Below are 22,048 nucleotides of genomic sequence, written 5' to 3'. Positions count from 1 at the left end.
ATCTAAATCTCTACACTCTAACGGTTTTGGAGACTATCTATGTCAGTTTATGTAGGCAACCTTTCCTACGAAGTTACACAAGACGCTCTGAGTGCAGTTTTTGCAGAATATGGTTCTGTAAAGCGTGTTCAGATCCCTACTGATCGTGAAACAGGCCGTGTACGCGGCTTTGCTTTTGTGGAAATGAGTACAGATGCAGAAGAAACAGCTGCTATCGAAGCTCTTGATGGTGCCGAGTGGATGGGTCGTGACCTGAAGGTCAATAAGGCTAAACCCAGAGAAGACAGAGGTGGTTCCTTTGGTGGTGGCGGTGGCAACCGTGACCGTGGTGGCTACGGCTCCCGTAACCGCTATTAAGCTACATAGAATCAACCCTTTTATACCTTGAAGGGGCCTATGCTGTTTCTCAATCAATGAGTAGCAGTAATTTAATAAAATTTAGCAAAAGACTCAAGAGTAATACTTGAGTCTTTTGCTAGTTTACCGATTACTTTGCTGACGGTAACGCCGATAGGCTAACCCTGCTCCTGCAAGCATCGTACCAGCCATTGTCATTGGTTCTGGTACAGGTTCAGAAGACTTAGGAGTGAGTAAAAAAGCACGTTGTTGGCCGTCTTTGAAGCCACTGCCTACAATTTGCCCATTGTTATTAATGGCATTAGCTTCGTTAAGTGTCCAACCCAAATTTTGATCAATCAGAGTATTCAAGTCGGTCATCCCCCTGTCGTAGCTCCATAACCAAGCTAGACTGTCACTCAGTGGTATTTGTGATGACCCTACTATCTGACCCTGATCATTAATATCTTGGGCAGCATTTCCACTGGCTCCTGGGAGAGTGCCGAGGTCGGTAATAGGACTATTGCTGCTCCATAAAACGGCGCGATCGCTTTCACCTGTGGAAGTGCCTACTATCTGACCCAAATTATTGATACTTCTTGCCAGACCGTAATCCCCATCTGCCAAAGTGCCAAGATTGGTGATATTACTATCGCTCCACAAAACAGGAGATAGAGCAAAGTCGTTGAAAATTTCCCACGATTCCCCTACTACCTGACCTTGATTATTAATACTATATGCAAAACTGTAAGTGTTATTTGGCAGTGTACCGAGATCAGTCATGCCAGTGCTGCGGCTCCATAAAAAGGCATGAGTGCGGAAAATGTTTGTACCGTTAGAGTAGCCAACTACTTGACCTTCATTATTAATGCCCGTTGCTGTACTAAAATCATCGCCAAACAGACCAAAAGTACCGAGGTCAGTAATAGGACCATTGCTGCTCCATAAAACGGCTCGTCTACCAGTGTTGGTATTGTAAGAAGACCCAACAATCTCACCCAAGTCATTGATGGCAGCAGCCATACTAGAATTATCTCCTAGAAGAGTACCAAGGTCGGTAATGCCACTGTTGCTGCCCCATAAAAAGGCGCGATCGCCAGAGTAACCAACTACCTGACCGTTATTATTGATATCACTTGCAATACTATAATCGCTTCCTGGGAGAATACCGAGGTCGGTAAGGTCATAAAGAGATGCCGCTGTTACTTTGGCATTCACCCCTAATGTCATCATGGCTGCTAACCCACACAAAACTGGCAGCTTTGTTATCATCTTTGTTTTTAAGCTATTCCTCACCACCATCCAACCTGCTCCTTGTCAAATATAAATTTTGAATTCAAAATTAAAATTCTAATTTGAGAATCTTAATTGTTTCGCTATTAGCAAGTGAGCGCTATCTGTATGATGATAGTAGAAAAAAGCCAAAAACTATCGTCATATTTGATTAACATAAATTATGCTTGTGCTGTACCAGGGATTTATCACAAACAAAAAAAAGTCTTACATCAGGGCGTGTAAGACTTTTTTTTGATACATCATAAATTGAAATTTAAGTAGGCAAACATAGTAAGTACAAACCCATGTTAAATGCTTACAATATAGTCTTTTCGTGGCATCAAGGGATTAGCAAGTGTATGGTGTATTGACCAACTTTGCCAAATTTTGCTATCAAAATTGTCATTAATTATAGATTACTGCGATCGCTTGTCCATTACTTAACGCTAGAGCCAGATAAAAAACAGCCGACTTGTTACCAGTTTCAGCGGCTTCAGCATTAATTACAGTCAGACTGATAATCGTGTTAGCTACAGAAGGTGTAATATTTAATGCCCATAACTCTTTGCCGCTTATACCGTCATCAGCACTAACATAGAGAGTGCCGTTGATGTAAGTTAAGTCAGAAGGATTGGAATTACTAGACCCAGCATTGATATCTTGAATAAGGACTGTACCCGCTTAAATTTTCTTTTTCGTGACTCATCATATCGAAATATAGGTCAGAACACACCCTAAAAAAAGTTTATTTTTGCTTTCAAAAATAACATATAAAATCTTTTTTAAGATATAGAGAAATTTTATTTATTGGCTGATTATAATTTTCCTCAGAAGATATATTTTATAAAAATAAACATAAACTTATTAAGGTCAGCTTAACAATTTGTATGCTGTGCAGTGGTTGCTTTACTTAAGCTTCTACATTAGGAAGGGTAAGAGCAGAATAAATTGTAATAGCAAAATCCATGCTCATGCAAATAACTAAGATAGTAAGAAATACTCAAAGCAAACATTGCTAGAATAACAGGAATAACAGTATTAAACTCTATTTTCCGTTTTTCAAATATCTCTAAAACAGAAATAGGAATAGTTAGAGGCCAAAAAATAGTTGTGATTAAAAACATCACAAACGATAAAAATTTTTCTTCAGGAAAAGAACTAGGATGACGTAGAGAAAATCTTAGCCAGTTGCTGAAAAAATAGCAGGACATCAGCACATAACCAATAACTAAAGTCAACTGTATCTGATTCATGATTAAAGCTCCTTGAGTCTGGGTTAGGGAGTCAGTCGCCAGATTATTCTGACTCCTGATTTGTTTGTGGGTTTATTGGATTCATCCGAGAATTACTAGATTTACAAGACGAATTTCACATTTAACAATTCTGATGCTACCCTGATATTCCTTAATACGATAAATATTAGGCGAAGTCAGAAAACACATAAATCAGTACTTTTACTTAATTTAAAGGGAAACTTAACAGGCTTGTAATTATAATTTTGAATCACTAAGAGCCTGCTAAGGATGATATGGTAGTAATTTTAAAGTGTAAAATTAAAGACATTTTTTATTACTCTGGATTTTAAGCAAAGATTGAAGCATAAGAGAATTTACCACCTACACCAGAAAAATTTCAATATAAATGCAATTGCTTTAATTAATGCTGGTAGTTAAGCTGTCACGCATCTAAGTTGCACACCTTTTCGTATGGACTGTTAACGGTAGCAATCCGCATTGAAATATTCAATTGCGATCGCATACAAAAATAATCAAGCGCCACTCTTTGGCGCTTGATCTAGAAGATTATGACGATTTGTTTAATCTTGGGAATGATTTTGAGGAAACAAGTAAGAGATTGCAGTCCAACCAGATACAGTCACTAAACTTACCAAAAATGTAGCCAGAATAAAAGTAAACATATAAAGGCTGCGTATTGGGTATAAGAAGAATTGAAGAAGTCTCCCTGTGCTTTGTATTCTCCTAATTCTTTTTAAGTTAGCAATTTGATATGACGCAGATACAACCAGCTTGTGACAATTCGTTGTATGTATAGCTCAAGCCAAAGGCAAGAAAAAACGAAATGTACTACCAACACCCAACTCGCTTTCTACGTGAATTTGACCGCCTTGTAATTCCACCAAACGGTGAGTGATAGTTAAACCAATGCCTGTTCCTCCAGAATGGCGATCGCGTGATTGATCGGTGCGCCAAAAGCGCTCAAAAACGTGGGGTAAATCCTTTGAGGCAATGCCAATACCTGTATCAACAACCGCAATCCAGAGTTTAGATGCTTCAGTCCAAGCACGAATGGTAATTGAACCTTGAGTAGTGTAACGCACTGCATTACCAAGTAAGTTGACCAATATCTGTTCTGTACGGTCAATATCTGCCAATACCAGTGGTAGTTGGGATGGAAATTCTGAACGCAAAATGGGGCCATCTTCCAACATCTGATCGGTAAACTTTTCTACCAATGATTCTAATAAAGGAGATAAATTAACTGGCTGTATATTAATTGGCAGATAACCAGCTTCTGCCTTAGAAAGTTCTTGCAAATCATTGACCAAACGCTCTAAGCGCTTGGTTTCCTTGGCTAACCGCTGATAAATCTCCGGTGACGGTTCTATTTCTCCATCAGCAAGTTCTTCTAAGTAACCGCGTACAACAGTCAGGGGTGTGCGTAATTCGTGAGTCATGTCTCCAATTAATTCTCGCCGCCGTGCTTCTACTCCTTCTAGACTGGCCGCCATCCGATTAAAACTAGCACCTAATCGATTGAGTTCTGGAATATCAGACAAAGGTAATCGCGCTTCTAGCTGACCACCAGCAAATTTTTGAGTAATTTGTTCCATTTCGGTCAATCGCTGCATAATCCGTTTCGATACCCAATAACTCAATCCTCCCGCCGCAGTAGTACCGACTATAACTGACCAAAGAGTGCTTCGCCGCCAAGCTATTTCAAATCCTTGAACTAATTCTGTACGAATATTGATTAATTTCAACCCTCTACTTTCTAGTCTTTCTAAATGCAGGACGAAAAAGCGCGGTGAAGAAACTTTGCTAATGATCACAAGACTGAGTAATCCCACTATCATTACCACCAAGTGAGAAAAAAACAGACGCGATGCTAAAGGCAAGGATTTCGTCCAACGCCAGTTCGTTTTAGTCATATTTACATTACAGGGGAGTCTTCAAATTTATAACCGACTCCAACAACAGTTTTAATAAAAGCGGGATTACCAGGATCAGGCTCAACTTTTTTTCGCAACCTAGCGACATGAGTATCCACCACCCGTTCATCACCAAAAAAATTATCACCCCAAAGTTTGTCAATTAATTGGGTGCGGTTCCAAACTCGGCCAGGATTGCTGACAAAGGTGCTTAATAAATTAAATTCTAGGGTAGTTAAATCTAAAATTTCTGGCTCTTGAGAATCTATTTGACGACTGGCCGTGCGTTGATCTACATCTACTATAAAGTGTTGGGTACGATTTACTTGATGTTGTCCTCCTTGGCGGAGACTACGCCGCAATAGCGCCCGTACCCTAGCAACCAATTCTCTAGGGCTAAAGGGTTTAACCATGTAGTCATCAGCACCAGTAGACAAGCCAATTACCCGATCAATTTCCTCGCCCTTAGCTGTGAGCATTAAAATATAGGGATCTTTTGCACCTGGTTTCTGGCGAATTCTGGCACAAACTTCCAATCCATCCAACCCAGGAATCATTAAGTCTAGGATGATTAAATCTGGCGGTTGTTCCTGAAACATCCGCAAAGCATTGATACCATCGCGAATAACGCGACAAGAAAATCCTTCTTTTTCTAAAGAGAGTTGGATTAACTGAGCAATTTCTGGTTCATCCTCAACAATTAAAATATCCATCTTGATTAGGATTTAAGTAAAATACGCAGAGAAATTCCCTAGGTTGTGATTTTACTCCAGAAGTTGGCCATCAGATCTGGTAGTAATCAATGTAAACTTCGATGGATTGGCGATCGCAATTTAAAGTTTAGAGTTAGACATCGCCCGATAATTATAGCCTGGGTGAGAATCCTTTTGAATGTGTTGCTTAATGCTATCGAGATCAATAAAACAATCAGTAACATCAATTAAGTTGTCGCTGGTCATTGTTCGCAGACTTACTAATTCCACTCTAGAACCTGTACTGGAAACAGCATTTACCGCATAAGCTAAATCTCCATCGCCGCTAACTAAGATTGCAGTATCGTAGTAGGGAGCTAAGGTGATCATATCGACAGCAATTTCTACATTCAAATTGGGTTTTTTGGAATTATCTGCTGACTGTACTTCTTTGGTAAATACGCGATAACCATTTCTACGCATCCAAAATAGAAAACCTTGTTGCTTTTCATTGCTGCGGGGACGCGTAGCGGTTTGTCGTGAGACATCGATTGTTGTGTAAAAGAAGGCACGCAATAGTCGTGAACCAGCAGTTAGATGACAAAGCAGTTTGAGATAGTCTATTTCAATCCCAAGTTGCAAAGCTGCATGAAATAAGTTGACACCATCAATAAAAATAGCTACTCGACCACGATTTAAGTCATTAATAATCAAACTGTCAGTCTGAGTCCCCTTTTTTTTGGTATCTTCGCATTTGATACCATTTTTTACCAAAATTTTCCCTTGCAAATTTGTTTCTTCTTCAAGACGTTTATATGCATTTTTGGTCTTGGTAAAAGTAGTGATAGTCATTGATTCCTCGGAATTTTAAATTGGGTTTAGAGCATCGGTAATGAGAAATAAATGCAATGGCGAGTGATGCCAATTATTTGAGTTAAAAACAGCTGTATGCCAGTCTCTATAAAGGCGAAAACCTCCACTCAAAATTTTTTGGCAATATGCTGGCTACTCAATTACCAATACCCACGAATTTACTATGCTGATAAATCAGCACAGGAATAAATGGTATGTAGTCACTTGGTGACAATACACTTCAATCGTATGAGTTGTGCAAAGGACAAAATTTAACGCACCAGATTTTACCTATTAAGAGAGCTGGTTTTACGAGATATTCCCTATGCCTACAAATATGCTGTTCTTGATCTACCCCTAATCCATATTGATTGATCACAGAATGCTAGCAATTAGGCATAAACAGCTTCCTGTTAGGATAGGGTTAGAGTGAACTATCGGCAACTATTTGTATTGTACATCTGTGGGTAGAAACCTTCAATCAAGGCTTCATATATATATTGATATGGTGATATATGTTGATAGAAATTCCTACTATATAAATCCAATTTTATTTATGAAAAAATTCCGCATATTTTAATTGGAGTAAAGCAAGACTTTTCGTTTTATAATTTTTAATTTTTAATTCGAGCAAAGCGACAGTTAATCCCCCAAATAAATACCCAAACCACGAGCAGTTTTAACTAAAGTATCCTCTGGGTTGACAGTTCTATATTGAGCAATCGCCTCAGCAATTGGCACAGCAAAAACTTGGCGATTTTGCCAAGTCACCATCTGGTCATATTTACCTTCTGCAATCAGATCTACCGCTGCTACACCAAAGGCAGCTGCCACTAGTCGATCTAGTGGTGAAGCGGTTCCACCACGTTGAATATGTCCTAAGACTGTGACTCGTGTTTCTGCACCAATGCAATCGCTAATTTGATCGGCTAAGTATTGACCAATACCACCATATCGAGATTGACCCAAGCTATTTGTCATGGTGACAGTTTCACCTTCTTGGGTACGAACTGCCTCAGACACAATAACTAAACAATAATTTTTGCCTTTATCTTGGCGCTGCTTAATTTTGTGGCAAATGTGGTCAACGCTGTAGAGAATTTCTGGAATTAAAATCACATCTGCTCCTCCAGCAATTCCCGCAGCAATGGCGATGTGTCCAGCATCACGACCCATCACTTCTAAAATCATGACTCGACTGTGAGACGCAGCGGTAAAATGTAACCGATCAAGTGCTTCTGTGGCAATATTAACTGCGGTATCAAAACCGATAGCATGTTCGGTAATTCCAATATCATTATCAATTGTTTTGGGAATACCAACTAAATTAATATTGCCTTGTTGTGCCAAACGACGGAGAATAGCTAAGCTACCATCGCCACCAATTCCAATCAAAGCATCTAAACCTAGCTGATGATAGCTTGCAATAATTTCCTCGGAGCGATCGCATACACTGCCATCAGGCATAGGAAAAGCAAAAGGATCGCCTTTGTTGGTGGTTCCTAACATTGTTCCACCAGAGGTTAACAGCGGGTCAACTAAGTCGATTTCCAGTTTTGTGAATTGCGGCGGACGTGCCATTAAACCCAGAGTTGCTTGACGAATTCCCAGGACTTCCCAACCTTTTCCACAAGCACAATGGACAACAGATCTGATAACCGCGTTTAAACCAGAGCAATCTCCTCCACTAGTAAGAATGCCAATACGCTTACATGTACCCATCTTCATTAAGAAATGCTATTAGTTATTTGCCTAACTGAAATTTGGCATTCTTAAGAGCCTATGAGAATTTGGGTACATCTAAGCTTAGTCTGAAACAAAATTTTATTTTAATGAACGAAAAGTTACTGTGAATTGACCCCAGAGCAAGATTAATATTGAAGGTTTGGTAGTAAAAAGCGATCGCTCTTTGTTTGAGAAATATTACCCGTGTCCATTTTTGTTAGGTGTAACTCCTTGATTCTTCCGAAGTACAGACACATGCTGTTGATTAGCTACCAAATAAGAATTGGCACGAGATTGTCCCTGCCAAGCCGTGACTGGTGTACCTCGTAGTATTCCAGCCAGAGCAACAGAAAGTATAAATCCACCAGCGGCCGCAGCAATTAACGACAAGTTATCTTTCACACAAATCTCTCAGTAAAAATACAAATTTAATCAAGATTCAAAAATCCATAGTCAAAAGTCAAGAACATAACGGTTCTGTATGAATGTAAAACACCCACTCTAGCCCCTAGCCCCTAATTCCTATTTTGACTATTTCCGGATTCCATTTTCTCGCCGTAATCGCGGATTGACAAATTCATTTAGCCCCTCACCAAGTAGTGATAACCCTACCACCATGAATGTCATTCCTAAACCAGGGAAAAGTGTAGTCCACCAAATGCCTGTGGGTAGGGCTTCTAAAGCCTGCTTTAAATCGTGTCCCCATTCTGGCACTTCTTCGGGAAGTCCTAGCCCCAAAAAGCCCAAACCGCCTAACACTAAAATTGCATCGGCGGCGTTCAGCGTAAATAATACGGGTACGCTTTGAATGACATTGAAAAAGAGATATCGAGACAGCACAATCCAAGTAGAAGCACCCATTGCTTGAGCTGCTTCGATAAAAACTTCAGTTTTGACACTCACTGTATGGTTGCGAACAACGCGGTAATATTGGGGAACGTAGGCAATACTAATGGCGATCGCAGCATTCAATATTCCCCGCCCTACCACAAATGCTAATGTCACCGACAGCAGTAACCCTGGTAAGGTGTAGATGCTATCCATAATAAACAGCAAAAACTTATCCAACTTACCGCCCAAATACCCACTCACCATGCCCAAAGGCACGCCAATAATCATACTCAATGCCGTTGCCAAGATTACCACTTGCAGTGCAGCTTGAGCGCCAAATAGCGTGCGGGAGAAGACATCATGACCCAGGCGACTCGTACCAAACCAATGTTGGGCTGAAGGTGGGCTTTGAATTGGGTTTGAGAGAAATTCTTTAGGGTTTTGCAGCCATCCCCAAGTTTGGAATACAGGGGCAAAAAAAGCTAGGAGGATGAAAAATAGGGTAATGGCTAACCCAATCAGCATTAATTTTTGAGAAAGATTAGAATTTTGGGCAAAACGTAAAAAAGTCGGTAGCTGACGTTTAGTTATGGTCATGAGCGATCGCCTGGATGAATCAAGCAAGATACGCTGACCATTTTACATATCAAAGAGGAAATTGGGGGTTGATCAAATTAATATATTTTGATACGCCTGCAAGAGATATTTATCGTAAATGCTGTTAAGAACGCTTGTAGATCAACTACGGTTAAAGATTTGTTGGTAACAAGCTTTGATAATCACCGTGGCTTTAGCCCGGAGAATGTCAAAATAGTTGTAACAGTAGCAAAAGTAATTTGAAGAAAAGCCCTAAATGTTGAAAAGTTTGAAGATTGGAACCAAGATTGGATCTGGTTTTGCGATAAGTCTGGCGATTCTAACCACGATTGGTCTAATCTCCTACCAAAGTACTAATGAACTTATTAAAACTTCGCGCCGAGAAAGCCACACATACGAAGTACTCAGTAAACTCAAAGATCTGAATCTAGAACTGAGAAATGCTGAAACTGGGCAACGCGGTTACATAATTACAGGAGAACAGCGTTATCTAGAACCTTATAACATTGCGACGAAAGTGCTGGATCAAAAACTTCAGGAACTTCAAAAATTAACAGCAGATAACTTCATCCAACAAAGTCGGTTTGATAGGTTGCAGCCACTAATCAGCAAGAGATTGGCTGTAATGAAACAAGTAATCGATCTGCGACAAAACCAAGGCTTAGAAGCTGCTCAAAAAGCTGTTTTAACAGACCAAGGCAAGCAATTGACGGATGAAATCCGGCAGATTATTGGGGCTATGGAGGCTGAGGAGGATGTGCTGTTACAGCAGCGGTCTCAAAAAGCACAAGCGGTTTCTCAGCAAACCTTAAACATAATTACTTATAGCATTCCAATATTATCTTTAATCTTAGCTTTGATAGGGTTCATCCTGACTCGATATATCTCTAGACCATTGAAGCAATTTTCTGAAGTGGCGGAAAATGTTGCAGATGGCAATTTATTTGTGAGCTTACCAAACAGCGATCGCCAAGATGAAATTGGCGTACTGACGCGAACCTTCAACCAGATGATTGTAAATCTGCGAAACACCAATCAAAAAAATGATGAGCAAAATTGGCTGAAGTCGAATTTGGCTGAATTTACCCAGATACTCCAAGGAAAGAGAACTCTGGAAAGTGTATCTCGTTTGATACTGTCGAATCTGGCACCACTGGTTGGGGCACAGCAAGGCGTTTTTTATGTGATGGACTCGATTGATAACCAGCCTGTACTGAAGCTAATGAATAGCTATGCTTATCAAGAGCGCAAAAATTTAGCAAATCAGTTTCGCTTAGGCGAAGGGCTGGTAGGACAATGTGCCTTAGAAAAGCAAAAAATTCTCTTAACTGAAGTTCCTAACGATTACATTCGTATCAGTTCTGGATTGGGAGAAGCATTGCCACTGAATATTATTGTCTTGCCGATACTATTTGAAAACGAAGTAAACGCCGTCATTGAACTTGCTTCTTTTGGGCGTTTTAGTGAGCTGCATCTGGCATTTTTAGAGCAATTTAGTGAAATTATTGGTGTATTTTTGAATAATATTGCCTCAAGCGGGCAAACTCAGCATTTGTTGGAAGAGTCTGTTGCTTTAACAGAAGAATTACAACTGCAACAAGAAGAATTAAAACAAAGTAATCAACGTTTAGAACAGCAGGCACAAGAGTTAGAAGAATCACAATTACTCTTAAAGCAGCAGCAAGAAGAGTTGAAGCAATCTAACGAAGAATTACAGCAGCTTAACGAAGAACTAGAAGAAAAGGCGGAATTATTAGAGGTACAAAACCGGGAAGTTGCCCGCAAGAATCAAGAAATTGAACGAGCAAGACAGTCATTGCAAGATAAAGCAGAGCAACTGGCTTTATCTTCTAAATATAAATCAGAATTTCTGGCGAACATGTCCCATGAGCTGCGGACACCACTTAATAGCCTGTTAATTTTAGCTAGGCTACTGGCAGATAATCCAGGGGGTAATTTAAGCGACAAACAAGTAGAGTACAGCCGGACTATCTACTCTGCTGGTACAGATTTGTTGGAATTAATCAATGACATTTTAGATTTAGCGAAAATTGAATCGGGAACTCTATCAGTAGATATTGAGCAAATCTCTTTGGCAGATTTACAAAGTTCTCTAGAGCGAACCTTTGCTCAAATAGCCCAAAACAAAGGACTCAGATTTGCCATTGAATTAGACGATAACTTGCCAGATGTTATTTCTCACGATCCCAAACGCCTGCAACAAGTACTGAAAAATCTATTGGCTAACGCTTTTAAGTTTACTGAGCAAGGAAATGTAAAGTTACAAATTAGCATGGTTACGGAAGTAGAACACTCTGATAATCCAATGATTGCGTTTGCAGTTAGTGATACGGGTATTGGTATTCCTCAGGATAAGCAAAAGATTATTTTTGAAGCATTTCAACAGGCAGATGGCACAACCAGCCGTAAGTACGGAGGAACTGGCTTAGGCTTATCGATCAGCCGTGAATTAGCTCAACTGTTGGGGGGGAGAATTGAAATAGTCAGCCAACCAGATCAAGGAAGTACTTTCACTTTTTATCTACCCCAGACTTATTCAGGAAATGCTCAAAGAACGACTCAGAAACCAAGAAAAAGAGTAGAAGTTCTCTCCCCATTACCCCCATTACCTACCACACCATTAGCGCAGCTAGTACCTAATTTCCCTAATGAAATTGCCGACGATCGCGAAGTAATTGAACCAGGCGATCGCGTCTTATTGGTTGTCGAAGATGATGATAAGTTCGCCCGCATCTTACTAGAAATGGCTCGTCAGCAAGACTTTAAAGTGATAGTTGCTTTACAAAGCAAGCAAGGTTTAGCCCTAGCACAGCACTTTAAGCCCGATGCTATTACCCTAGATATCCACATGCCAGAGATGGATGGTTGGACGATGTTAGATCGTCTCAAACATGACCCAGAAACCAGACACATTCCAGTACATATATTTTCTGTAGATGACAGAGAGCAAAGGGGTCTACAGCTAGGAGCAATTACTTATTTACAAAAACCTGTATCCCCAGAAATACTAACTCAAGTCTTCACTGATATTAAAGGCTTTATTGAGCGCAAAGTTAGGAATCTCTTAGTCATAGAAGATGACCCTGTACAAGCTCAAAGTATTATTGAATTGATTGGTAATAATGATGTGCAAAGTACAGCGGTGGGTACGGGAGCAGAAGCGCTTTTAATTTTGAAATCCCAGCGATTTGATTGTATCGTGCTAGATCTAGGTCTACCCGATATGAGTGGATTAGAACTAATTGAGCAGATTAAGCAAGAGCCTAGCCTATTGAAATTGCCAATTATTATTTACACAGGCAAAGAACTGACTCGACAAGAAGATACCCAACTCAGGGGACTAGCAGAGACAATTATCATCAAAAATGTGCGATCGCCTGAGCGTTTATTAGATGAAACTGCTTTATTTTTACATCGAGTCCAGGCTAATTTACCCCAACCAAAGCGTCAGATATTAGAGCAATTGCACCAAACCGATCCGGTACTTACTAATCGGAAAATTCTGATTGTAGATGATGATTTGCGAAATATTTTTGCCCTAACCAGCTTTTTAGAAAGTTATCAAATGGAGGTATTGTTTGCCGAAAATGGTCGAGATGGTATTGAGATGTTGCAAGCTAATCCTGAGACTAATATTGTCCTCATGGATGTCATGATGCCAGAAATGGATGGTTATGAGACTACCCGTGCCATTCGCCAGCAACCAAAGTTTCGCACCCTGCCAATTATTGCTTTAACCGCCAAAGCCATGCCAGGCGATCGCGAAAAGTGCATCGAAGCTGGAGCTTCTGACTACATCACCAAACCTGTAGATACTGAGCAGCTACTTTCGCTACTTCGAGTATGGCTGTATCGTTAGATATTTAGTGATATGTCTCATTCATTTTGATTGGTTTGTAGTAAGCACTTTAGTGCTTAAAATTCAGGAATAAAGTCCTGATTACGAACTTATTATCCCCTCAGAACTAATGAAGTTAATTACCGATAGTAAAATTTATAATCCTTTAACAGGGTATTAATTTTCAGTCTAACTGCATAATATAAATATTCAGAATATTTAGTAAGTTTTTTCCTGATTTTTTGAGAAGTTGAATTATGAGAGTTCTCAATTCTTTGCTGAGTTTCAAAGTAAGCAAGCTTTGTATTACGCTGTGATTGTCCTGATGCAATCCTCACCTTTTCAATCCTATCGTCGAAAAAGTCAAGTCCTTCCATAACATCATGCCTCACTGAAAAACCAGCTTTAGCAGCTGCTAATCCCATAGCATAAGCTGGATGTTTATGCAGACTATTTAATTCGGCATAAAGTGCTAATTTTTCCCAATTTTTGAGAAACTGCACTTCTTTACCAGAATCTCGCGTCACAACAAATAAGAATTCATTTATCCATGTAATATCCTCAGTATCTATATCTACATTTAACTTTCGAGCCATTTTCTTGAGCATTTCAAATTGTTGAATGACACTTGCTGGGGGTGGATTTGTTTTATTAATTCGTTCTTGAAAATGCTTTAACATGCTGGTACAACTTCTTGCTGTTATTCCAGGTAGCCATTGCTGATATTGCGGTACTGGCGCACAAATTCGGACATCTGCGTCAAGATACATACATGAATTGAACGTTAATAAAGCTTTAGCAATGGCAAATCTGCGTTCATGGTAATGTAAAACCCCTTGTCTATGATGTCCAAATACTAAAATGTTTTTATTGAATTTATATTCATCAAACTCCTGGGGTCTATCAGTATAAAGTATTACAGGAATCTTGGGCGCAAATTTTTCTATGTCACTGAGGAGATTTTTTACTAAAGCACGATAAATCTTCCCAGCAGCATAAGTACAAAAGCAAAAATTTCTTTCTCCTGAATCCATGTTAAAGATACTCCCATTTTTTAATTGTCAGCCTTACCCTGTTTAATATTTTGACAAAAATTGGGATGCTATCAGTTCTTGGCTTGTCAAAATATTTGGGGAGGGAAGCCAATTAGTAAGGATTCAGAGCAAAGATGGAGAAAATAAGGGATATAAGGGAACTTATCCAGTTTTAATTAGCTAAATCAGCTTTATTGAGCGAGTTTATCCTTAAAATTACGATATTTTAGCTTAATGTTGCCAATTTTTTTGTTGACAAAACTTGTACTATTTTTTTGCAGATTCATTAGCAAACTCGGATGCTTAAAGCTTGTAGGTCTTTCTTCTGGCGATTTTAAGTAGCGATAATGTAAAAATACATCACGGTATGGAATATTCATATCTTCACCGAGGCAAAGTTGAGTAAATGTTGATGCACCTATACTCATATAGTGCAGATATGTGAGCCGACGTTCTTGGTCATATAAGACGTTATCTACCACATCAAATTTAGAAGACCAATGGCTACCAGTTGCCCTCTCTAAGTCATGATAAGCAAAGTTATAGTATGAGATGCCACTTTGCAATACCATATAGTTAAATAAAGATTGGTCAGGCCCTCCTAAAGCCATAACCTCGGCTTCACCAGCCTTTAATTTTTCGAGGAGATTTGCTAACATTTCTTGAGAAAAAACATGTTTTTTGGTTGCAAACCAACCTGCACAAAATACTTTATTTTGCAAGTTTTCTTCACTGAAAATCTGGTGCAAAAACTCTTGTGGAGCATCAAAAATATATTTTAATTCCGACTTATATTGAAAATCGTGTACTACCCAATCAAAGCTATCTAACTTTTCATAAATGTAGTCTATAGGACTCATTAATAAAGTATCCGCATCAAAATAAATAAACTTATCAAAAGAACCATCTAAACCACAAAGTTTGCGGTGCATTGGTAGACGATAAAGTTCTGACAAGCCCCGTTTTCGCCAATTTGTTTGTGCCCTTGGGTAATTTTTCCATACCTGGGTGGCAAAATCATCCCAGTAAGCGATGGAGTCAGATTCTTCAAATAGCGTGACATGATCTCTGCGCGCCACCTCTGCCCGCACTTTGTCTAGCCGTTCATCATAAGGAATTACACAAACAGGAATTTCTCTACCAGCATTAACTTCGATGCTGTTAAGCAAGGCAATTAGTTGGTCATAGACAACATCATTGGCCAGGGTGTAAATACCATTGATCATGGGGATACTCCTAATATCAAGTGCGGGCAACAATAAAGGGAAATAAACGGCGAGTCAGTTTTGGTACAAAGGCCAATCTACCTTCATGTAGATAGCGATAGTGTTCCCACAATTCCCAATAGGGGCTACCAGTTTTCATCCGTGTGCCAGCCCAGTGGAGATATTTTAGTTGCTGTCCTCGGTCATAGAGGACATACTCTCGCTGCTGGAAATTTCGAGAACCTGCCCAGCTACCAGGGCCTCCTCCTGGAATTTTGACAAGATTGCCACGTTTAGAAATAAGTTTGAGAACAAGATAATTGAGAATTGGTTGGTCTGTGACACCTTCAGAAAAATCAAAGTATTCGCGATGCATAGCACACTCGCACAAAGCGTCATCCATTTGTTGCTCAGTAATAACTCCCTTTCTGGAAGCCCAAAAGCCACTGTTAAAAACGTCTTCTAATTGCTCATCGGTAAAAATTTTCTGTTCTTTTACCAAAGGAGAAAAAATATTTCGTAATTTATCATTAGCGTGGTGATAATCACAACAAAAGAAGTCAACTTCTGCAAGTTTGTCTAAGTTGTCAGCAATTTTTTCAAAAACAACAATATCTGTATCAATATAAATAAATTCGTCTAAAGGGCCAAACCACGCAACTAACTTTCGCATTTTGTTAGGTAAGGCTAAAAAATCTCTGTCAAAAATTTCTCCTATGCGGTTGGTAAATTGTTCAATAAGTTGGAGATTAGGAAAAATTTGGACGTTATGTAAAGTTGCAAGTGTATCTAAAACTTTGTGATAATTTTCATTAAATGGTATGAGATAAACTAAAACTTCCGCATCGTAACAGCGAATGCTATTGAGTAGTGCGATCGCATTATCAATTACCCGATCATTAGCAACTATATAAATTCCCCGATTCATAAATTATCCTTAGTTAATAAAGTTGATTTTCTTTAAAGCTCTTGTTAGCAAATTTGGTGGTGGAGCATTATAAGGTTTTGGAGTATTTTTAAAGATAGGACGTTTATTGGGTTCGTGAAGATAACGGTAGTGAAGAAATAAATCCCGATAGGGAAAATCTATATTTTCTCCAGCACACACTGCTTGATTAACTCTGGGAGGAATACCAATATAATGGATGTAAGTTAATCGATTATCTTGGTCGTACAAAATTTTATCTTTTTCTTCAAAATGTTTAGAAGTAACGGAACATCCAGTTATTTGGTTATTTGGTAAGTAATGAGCCAAGTTATAAACTTGTATACCCGATCTCATAAACATATAGTTGAGAACTGGCTGGTCTCCGGTAGGATAAAGTATTTCCTGCTCACCGGCTTTTAGATAAAATGATAATTTTGCTATTTGTTCTTCAGGAAAGAGACCTTTTTTAGAAGCGTAAAATCCTGAACAAAATATTTCTTTTTGAATACGTTCTTCATCAAAAACTTTGAATAATTTAGATGAATTTATGTTATAAACTTTGTCTGGATGTTTAAATTGAAAATCGTAGACTACACAATCATACTCATTCAACTTTTCAAAAACCAAATCTAGTGAATTCATCACTAGAGTATCAGCATCCATATAAATAAAGTTATCAAAGGGGCCATCAAAGGCGCAAAATCGTCGATGACCGCCATAAATTCTATATTTATCTCTGTTCATGCTAGCGGGGCTAGCCTCTAACATAAATTGATCCCAGCGGTTGATTACATCTTGATTATCGTAAATAAATACATTAGGGCGCTGGGATATTTCTTTAGAAATGCGCTGCATTTGCTCATCAAAAGGATAGATACAAACAGGAGTTTCGGCTCCTAATATTGCATCAATACTATTTAGCAAAGCAACAAGTTGATCAAAAACATAATCATTGCCAAGGGTGCAAATGCCATTCATAATTTATGAGTGTTGAGCAACAAAATTTGACAACCAATTCAGGAGATTGAGTTTGTGTAAAATGATTTGACGTGCTTCGGCGATCGCATCTTTGGCAGCATACCAAGCATCAGGAGTAGCAGTCATTTCTTGAATATAAGCAATACCTTTGGCATCCAAGCTGGGTAAGCGCAAAAAACTACCAGGTGGTAATAATTTATCAGCCGCTGGGCCACCATAGTAAATTGGCAAACACCATGCTAGCAAGGCATCCCACATTTTTTCGCTGACATACCAATTATTTTCAGCATAATTTTCAATTGCCAGATTGTAATAGTAAGGTGCCATGCCATACCATTTATTACCCAATTCTCCAGATTTTTTTGCCCATCCAGGTAAGTCACGTCCATACAAATCAAACTTAATATCACTTGATTGCAACAACTGTAAAAACTCTAATCTCTGGCGATGATTAGCTGTGCGACTAATACCAGAAGTTACCCAACTGCAAGGAACAATTTTTTCTGGTGGTGGCATTTCATTTAATTCTCGAAATGAGTTGCTATGGTACCAGATTGCAGGCATATAGTCTGGAATAGGAACAAAATCATCAGGGCCAGAAATATAACCGCAATATTTTTGTGCTTCTTGATAGTTGCGTTTATTGATTTCTATTACCTCACTCAATGGTGGTTCCCGCAAAAGATAAATTACCCGATCTTTGGGAACATCGCGCAGGCTAGAGTTAATATTTAATTCTGGTTTTTGCGGTTTTCGTCGCCATTTATCTAACCACGATCGCTGCTGGGAAGGTTGAGGAAAATCAAACTGATACATAAGCAGAAAATCTGGTTTTTCTGCAAGTGCCTGAATTTGGATATTGTCCCAAACACCAAATTGATGGGGACTTTGTTGCCACAACCAATCGGCTCTTTGATCAAGACCTCGATAGCTGCTAATCATACCTACGGTTTTTAGATTCATTTGATGCAATATGAGTTATTTATAGCAACCTAAGCGATGAGTGATGGATGTAAAGATTCATCGACATAACTGAGAATTTTTTCGGCTCGATTTTCCCAAGAGAATTGCTGCACAAATTCAATAATTTCTGCATATCCTTCTACTTTTCGAGGATAAGTTTCTAAAACTCGCCTGAGAGCTTCTGCAAATTTATAGGGATTATCTGGCTCACACCAAGCAGCGATCGCCTGGGTATTTTTAAACTCAGTTAAGGAAGGAATTTCTGTGGCCACAATCGGATTTCCAGAGGCTAAATAGTCAAACAATTTCAAAGGAGATGTAAAAGTTGCAGCATTTCCTGAACAATGAGGGTGAGCTAAAACATCAGCTGCTTGTAGTAAAGATGCTAATTGCTCATGCAAGATGTAGCCTAAAAACACAATATTGTTAACCTGTTTTGCTGTTGCTAATTGTTGATAATGTTCTACCTCTATTGATTTACCACCTGCACATACAAACTGCACATCTGGCATTTGGCTAGCAACATCAATTAGCACATCAATACCTTTAAATTGTTTTAATGCACCTGCATAAACTACTAATTGGCTACGTCCACTTGTCAGTAATTTTTCTCGCCATTCTGATGCTTTCTCTGACTGTCTCAGCATAAATAAGCGATTAAAACCATTGTGTAGCTTAATCACTTTTGTTGGTGGCATACCATTTTTAATCATGGTTTCACGGATAGAATCTACAACTGTGACAGCAATTTGTAGCAGCGGGCTGTTGACAATTTCTGGCTCAAATTGTTTATCTTCATGGTGGTGATGTTCGTAAATTGCAGGAACGCCGTGTTTAATAGCAGCCTTGACTAAATTCCAATTGCGACTATGAACAAGTTTAGTAGTAGGGAATATATGAATAGGAAAATAATATTTTGCAGCAATAGTATTGGAGTTAGTAAATTTGTTATGAAAATGATCAATCGGCCAAGGCATTGGTAAGGTAGCAACTTTTAACTTGTCATGCAGGTTGTAATATTTAACGATTATTTCTGGCGTTTTTTGGGGTTGAAAAGGACGAGCTAAATTAACTAAATTCATCGTTCTTAATCCTTTTTGGGGATATATTAAAACGGTTGAATAACCCAAGTTAGCTGCTCCATTAGCTGCATTTGTCGCCTGTACCAAGTGAGCCTCTGGCTTGGGTAATTCTTCTTGAATAAAGAAAATATAATGTTTTTTAATATTGCTCATTGTTTTAATTTTTAATAATACTTTCAAAATTCTCTAAATTATTAAGTAGATGAATTGCCAGTTGATAAGCTTCTGCAATTAATTCATGTTCTTCTGGGGGCATCTCCATCAAATTCTCAGCTACAGAGTGGATAGAACTACGCATAGGCTTGAGATACTCTTGGAACTTAACGGCGAAGTGAGCAAAGTTTTGATGATGGTTAGTTCCATTGCGATTGATACCTGAAAATGTGTGTAATTGTGTTTTCATTTGCAGGTTAACAATATCTTCTAAAACATCAATTGCATTGACAATGCTAAAGGCAGATTTATAAGAATCTTCGATTAATTCTTGCCGTTCTTGGGGATTATCCACCATATCATCTAGTAATAAGAGCAGGAAACCAATCATAGAATTCAGCCGTGTGCGAATTTCGTGACCGATACGGACTAAACTTTGTTGCTGTTTAATCGTAGTTTCTGCCCGATCGCCAAATTGCATCGAGTAGAGGCGTGAGTAGTAACCATTTTTTTGTAAAAGTTCGTCGTGAGTTCCTACCTCTACCACCTGTCCTTGTTCTAATACAGCAATTTGATCAGCTTGTTGTACTGTTGAAAGGCGGTGAGCGATTACCAACGTTGTGCGATCGCGACTAAGATCATCGAGTGCAGCTTGTACCAAGCGTTCGGAAACAGTGTCTAAAGCACTGGTCGCTTCATCTAAAATCAAAATGTCTGGATTTTGTAGCAAGGCGCGGGCGATCGCTAATCTTTGCCTTTGTCCACCAGACAACATCACGCCGCGATCGCCAATTAGGGTGTCAAATCCCTTTGGTAATTTGCTCACAAACTCATAGGCATTTGCTCGCTTGGCTGCGGTGATAATTTCATCTTCAGTAGCCTCAAGTTGTCCGTAGGCAATGTTATTTCGTACCGAGTCGTTGAAAAGAAAGGTATCTTGACTAACGATTCCCATCCTCTTCCGCACAGATATCAAATCGAAGTCACGTAGATCCCTACCGTCGATGGTAATACAGCCAGATAAGGGATCATAAAATCTAGGCAATAAGTCTGCTAGGGTTGATTTACCAGCACCAGAACCGCCAACCAGCGCCAGAGTAGTACCTTGTGGTAAGAATAAGTCAACATCTTTGAGTACTAACTTTTCATGGCCAGGGTAGGCAAAAGACAGGCAATTAAAATGCACTCCCTTTTGTAATTTTGTGTAGGGAACTTCACCCTTACTCATGAATGGCTTGTCATGCTTATTTAAAAACTCAGTTACCATTTCTACACTAGTAGAAGTATTGGCAAAGCTACTACGAACAGAATTTAACTGAGAAATTAAAGGTAGCATTCGCAGCAGGATTAATAAATATGTCAGTAATACGGCTGAAAGGGAAGCAATCTGGTTTGCAAAGAAGGTTTTACTTAAAAATACAATTAGTAATAAGGCGGTAATTCCCATGACCTCACTGAGAGGTGTGATCGCTTCGGAATTAACCTGAGATTGGAAATCGGCTTTTTCGCGATCGCGAATTAGTTTCTTAATTCGTCGATATTCTCTTTCTTCATTTCCCGTTGCTTTAACTAATCGAATCCCATTCAAAGTTTCCAGCACAGCAATTGAATATGCTTTAGACATATCACTAAGCTGCTTACCAAACTTCTTGGAACGGGAAATCGCATATTGATTTATTAATGTCACAAAGGACAACAAAATTGTCGCTGCAATTGTTAACTGCCAAGAAATTGATAGCAACAATCCAACAAATACTAAAATTGTAATCCCTAAAATAATTAATCTGACTGTATTACTTATAGCACTTGCAGCCCGGCTGATTTCTCCACCAAGACGGTTGATTAAATCACCAACTTTCATCTTGGCATAATAATCTATATCAATTTCTAGTAATAATTTTAATCCGGCTTCTCGGATATCCGAAGTCAGCATTCTTGATAAAGAACTCGATACTAATGAACTCGCATAATTAGCCAAATTCTTTAAACAAATTGTCAATATAATTGCCCCAGACATCACTAAAATGCGGTAATTTTCTGGGATATTATCAAAGGGCTGCATAACAGTTTTGAGAATAGGAGGCGCACCAGTTAAATCGACTTCTTGCCCTACAATTCTTAAAATTACTGGCACAATTAAAGCTGTGCTTACCCCATTAAATAAGGCTCCAGAAAATCCCAACAATATCGTTAGTAAAATCCAACCTGGATAGGGTTTAGCAAATTTTAGTATTAGTTTTCTGGTAGACATGAGGTAGGTGTTTAGATTACACTTTAATTAGTATTAACATTCTTCTTGAATTTATTGCTATATTCAGTCATTGAATAAATCACAATAAATATATCTTTGGTATTGAAGCCATATAAAT

At 38.8% G+C, this 22,048-nt stretch carries 17 protein-coding genes; 2 read left to right on the top strand and 15 right to left on the bottom strand.

Annotated elements, in window-relative coordinates:
* The first annotated feature begins 39 nt into the window (after positions 1-39).
* The gene (locus tag I8751_RS02385; RefSeq protein WP_214437565.1) at positions 40-357 is read left to right on the top strand and encodes an RNA recognition motif domain-containing protein; all 318 of its coding nucleotides are present in this window, start codon (positions 40-42) and stop codon (positions 355-357) included.
* 123 nt (positions 358-480) lie between these two features.
* On the opposite strand, the gene I8751_RS02380 is transcribed toward I8751_RS02385, so the two are convergent.
* The 8 genes from I8751_RS02380 to I8751_RS02340 all read right to left on the bottom strand — a co-directional run bounded on the left by I8751_RS02380 (position 481) and on the right by I8751_RS02340 (position 9,477).
* Positions 481-1,608: a PEP-CTERM sorting domain-containing protein gene (locus tag I8751_RS02380; protein ID WP_214437564.1), complete on the bottom strand. Its 1,128-nt coding sequence runs from the start codon at positions 1,606-1,608 to the stop codon at positions 481-483.
* A gap of 926 nt (positions 1,609-2,534) precedes the next feature.
* Positions 2,535-2,864 carry a hypothetical protein gene (locus tag I8751_RS02370; RefSeq protein WP_214437563.1) on the bottom strand — a complete coding sequence of 110 codons (330 nt, stop codon included), beginning with the start codon at positions 2,862-2,864 and terminating at the stop codon, positions 2,535-2,537.
* A gap of 800 nt (positions 2,865-3,664) precedes the next feature.
* Positions 3,665-4,780, bottom strand: a complete 1,116-nt coding sequence (locus tag I8751_RS02365) for a sensor histidine kinase (RefSeq protein WP_214437562.1) — start codon at positions 4,778-4,780, stop codon at positions 3,665-3,667.
* Between the two features lie 2 nt (positions 4,781-4,782).
* Positions 4,783-5,493 carry a response regulator gene (locus tag I8751_RS02360; RefSeq protein WP_214437561.1) on the bottom strand — a complete coding sequence of 237 codons (711 nt, stop codon included), beginning with the start codon at positions 5,491-5,493 and terminating at the stop codon, positions 4,783-4,785.
* 120 nt (positions 5,494-5,613) lie between these two features.
* A complete protein-coding gene (locus tag I8751_RS02355; RefSeq protein ID WP_214437560.1) occupies positions 5,614-6,324 on the bottom strand; it encodes a LabA-like NYN domain-containing protein in 711 nt (236 codons plus the stop codon).
* A 642-nt stretch (positions 6,325-6,966) separates the two neighbouring features.
* Positions 6,967-8,046, bottom strand: a complete 1,080-nt coding sequence (locus tag I8751_RS02350) for an ATP-dependent 6-phosphofructokinase (RefSeq protein ID WP_214437559.1) — start codon at positions 8,044-8,046, stop codon at positions 6,967-6,969.
* 201 nt (positions 8,047-8,247) lie between these two features.
* Positions 8,248-8,451 (bottom strand): hypothetical protein, encoded by a 204-nt coding sequence (locus tag I8751_RS02345; RefSeq protein WP_214437558.1) that lies wholly within the window; start codon positions 8,449-8,451, stop codon positions 8,248-8,250.
* Positions 8,452-8,580: 129 nt separating this feature from the next.
* Positions 8,581-9,477, bottom strand: coding sequence for an ABC transporter permease (locus I8751_RS02340; protein WP_214437557.1), 897 nt, complete (start codon positions 9,475-9,477; stop codon positions 8,581-8,583).
* Between the two features lie 256 nt (positions 9,478-9,733).
* Here I8751_RS02340 and I8751_RS02335 point away from each other — a divergent pair, with 256 nt between their 5' ends.
* Positions 9,734-13,357 (top strand): response regulator, encoded by a 3,624-nt coding sequence (locus I8751_RS02335; protein ID WP_214437556.1) that lies wholly within the window; start codon positions 9,734-9,736, stop codon positions 13,355-13,357.
* A 119-nt stretch (positions 13,358-13,476) separates the two neighbouring features.
* Here the strand turns inward: I8751_RS02335 and I8751_RS02330 are convergent, their stop codons facing one another.
* The 7 genes from I8751_RS02330 to I8751_RS02300 all read right to left on the bottom strand — a co-directional run bounded on the left by I8751_RS02330 (position 13,477) and on the right by I8751_RS02300 (position 21,930).
* Positions 13,477-14,370, bottom strand: a complete 894-nt coding sequence (locus I8751_RS02330) for a hypothetical protein (RefSeq protein ID WP_214437555.1) — start codon at positions 14,368-14,370, stop codon at positions 13,477-13,479.
* Positions 14,371-14,561: 191 nt separating this feature from the next.
* A complete protein-coding gene (locus tag I8751_RS02325; protein WP_214437554.1) occupies positions 14,562-15,596 on the bottom strand; it encodes an Npun_R2821/Npun_R2822 family protein in 1,035 nt (344 codons plus the stop codon).
* 16 nt (positions 15,597-15,612) lie between these two features.
* Entirely contained in the window at positions 15,613-16,503 is an 891-nt protein-coding gene (locus I8751_RS02320; RefSeq protein WP_214437553.1) for an Npun_R2821/Npun_R2822 family protein, read from the bottom strand.
* Between the two features lie 9 nt (positions 16,504-16,512).
* Positions 16,513-17,481 carry an Npun_R2821/Npun_R2822 family protein gene (locus I8751_RS02315; RefSeq protein ID WP_214437552.1) on the bottom strand — a complete coding sequence of 323 codons (969 nt, stop codon included), beginning with the start codon at positions 17,479-17,481 and terminating at the stop codon, positions 16,513-16,515.
* Positions 17,482-17,484: 3 nt separating this feature from the next.
* On the bottom strand, positions 17,485-18,444 hold the full coding sequence (locus I8751_RS02310; protein ID WP_214437551.1) for a glycosyltransferase family 10 domain-containing protein: 960 nt from the start codon (positions 18,442-18,444) through the stop codon (positions 17,485-17,487).
* Between the two features lie 29 nt (positions 18,445-18,473).
* Positions 18,474-19,679 (bottom strand): glycosyltransferase, encoded by a 1,206-nt coding sequence (locus I8751_RS02305; protein WP_214437550.1) that lies wholly within the window; start codon positions 19,677-19,679, stop codon positions 18,474-18,476.
* Positions 19,680-19,683: 4 nt separating this feature from the next.
* Positions 19,684-21,930, bottom strand: coding sequence for an ABC transporter ATP-binding protein (locus tag I8751_RS02300; protein ID WP_214437549.1), 2,247 nt, complete (start codon positions 21,928-21,930; stop codon positions 19,684-19,686).
* Between the last annotated feature and the right edge of the window lie 118 nt (positions 21,931-22,048).

Origin of the sequence: Atlanticothrix silvestris CENA357 (genome assembly GCF_016056295.1) — a bacterium.
GTDB lineage: Bacteria > Cyanobacteriota > Cyanobacteriia > Cyanobacteriales > Nostocaceae > Atlanticothrix > Atlanticothrix silvestris.
The sequence above is the reverse complement of the archived record's forward strand: the minus strand, read 5'-3'. Positions and strand labels throughout refer to the sequence as shown.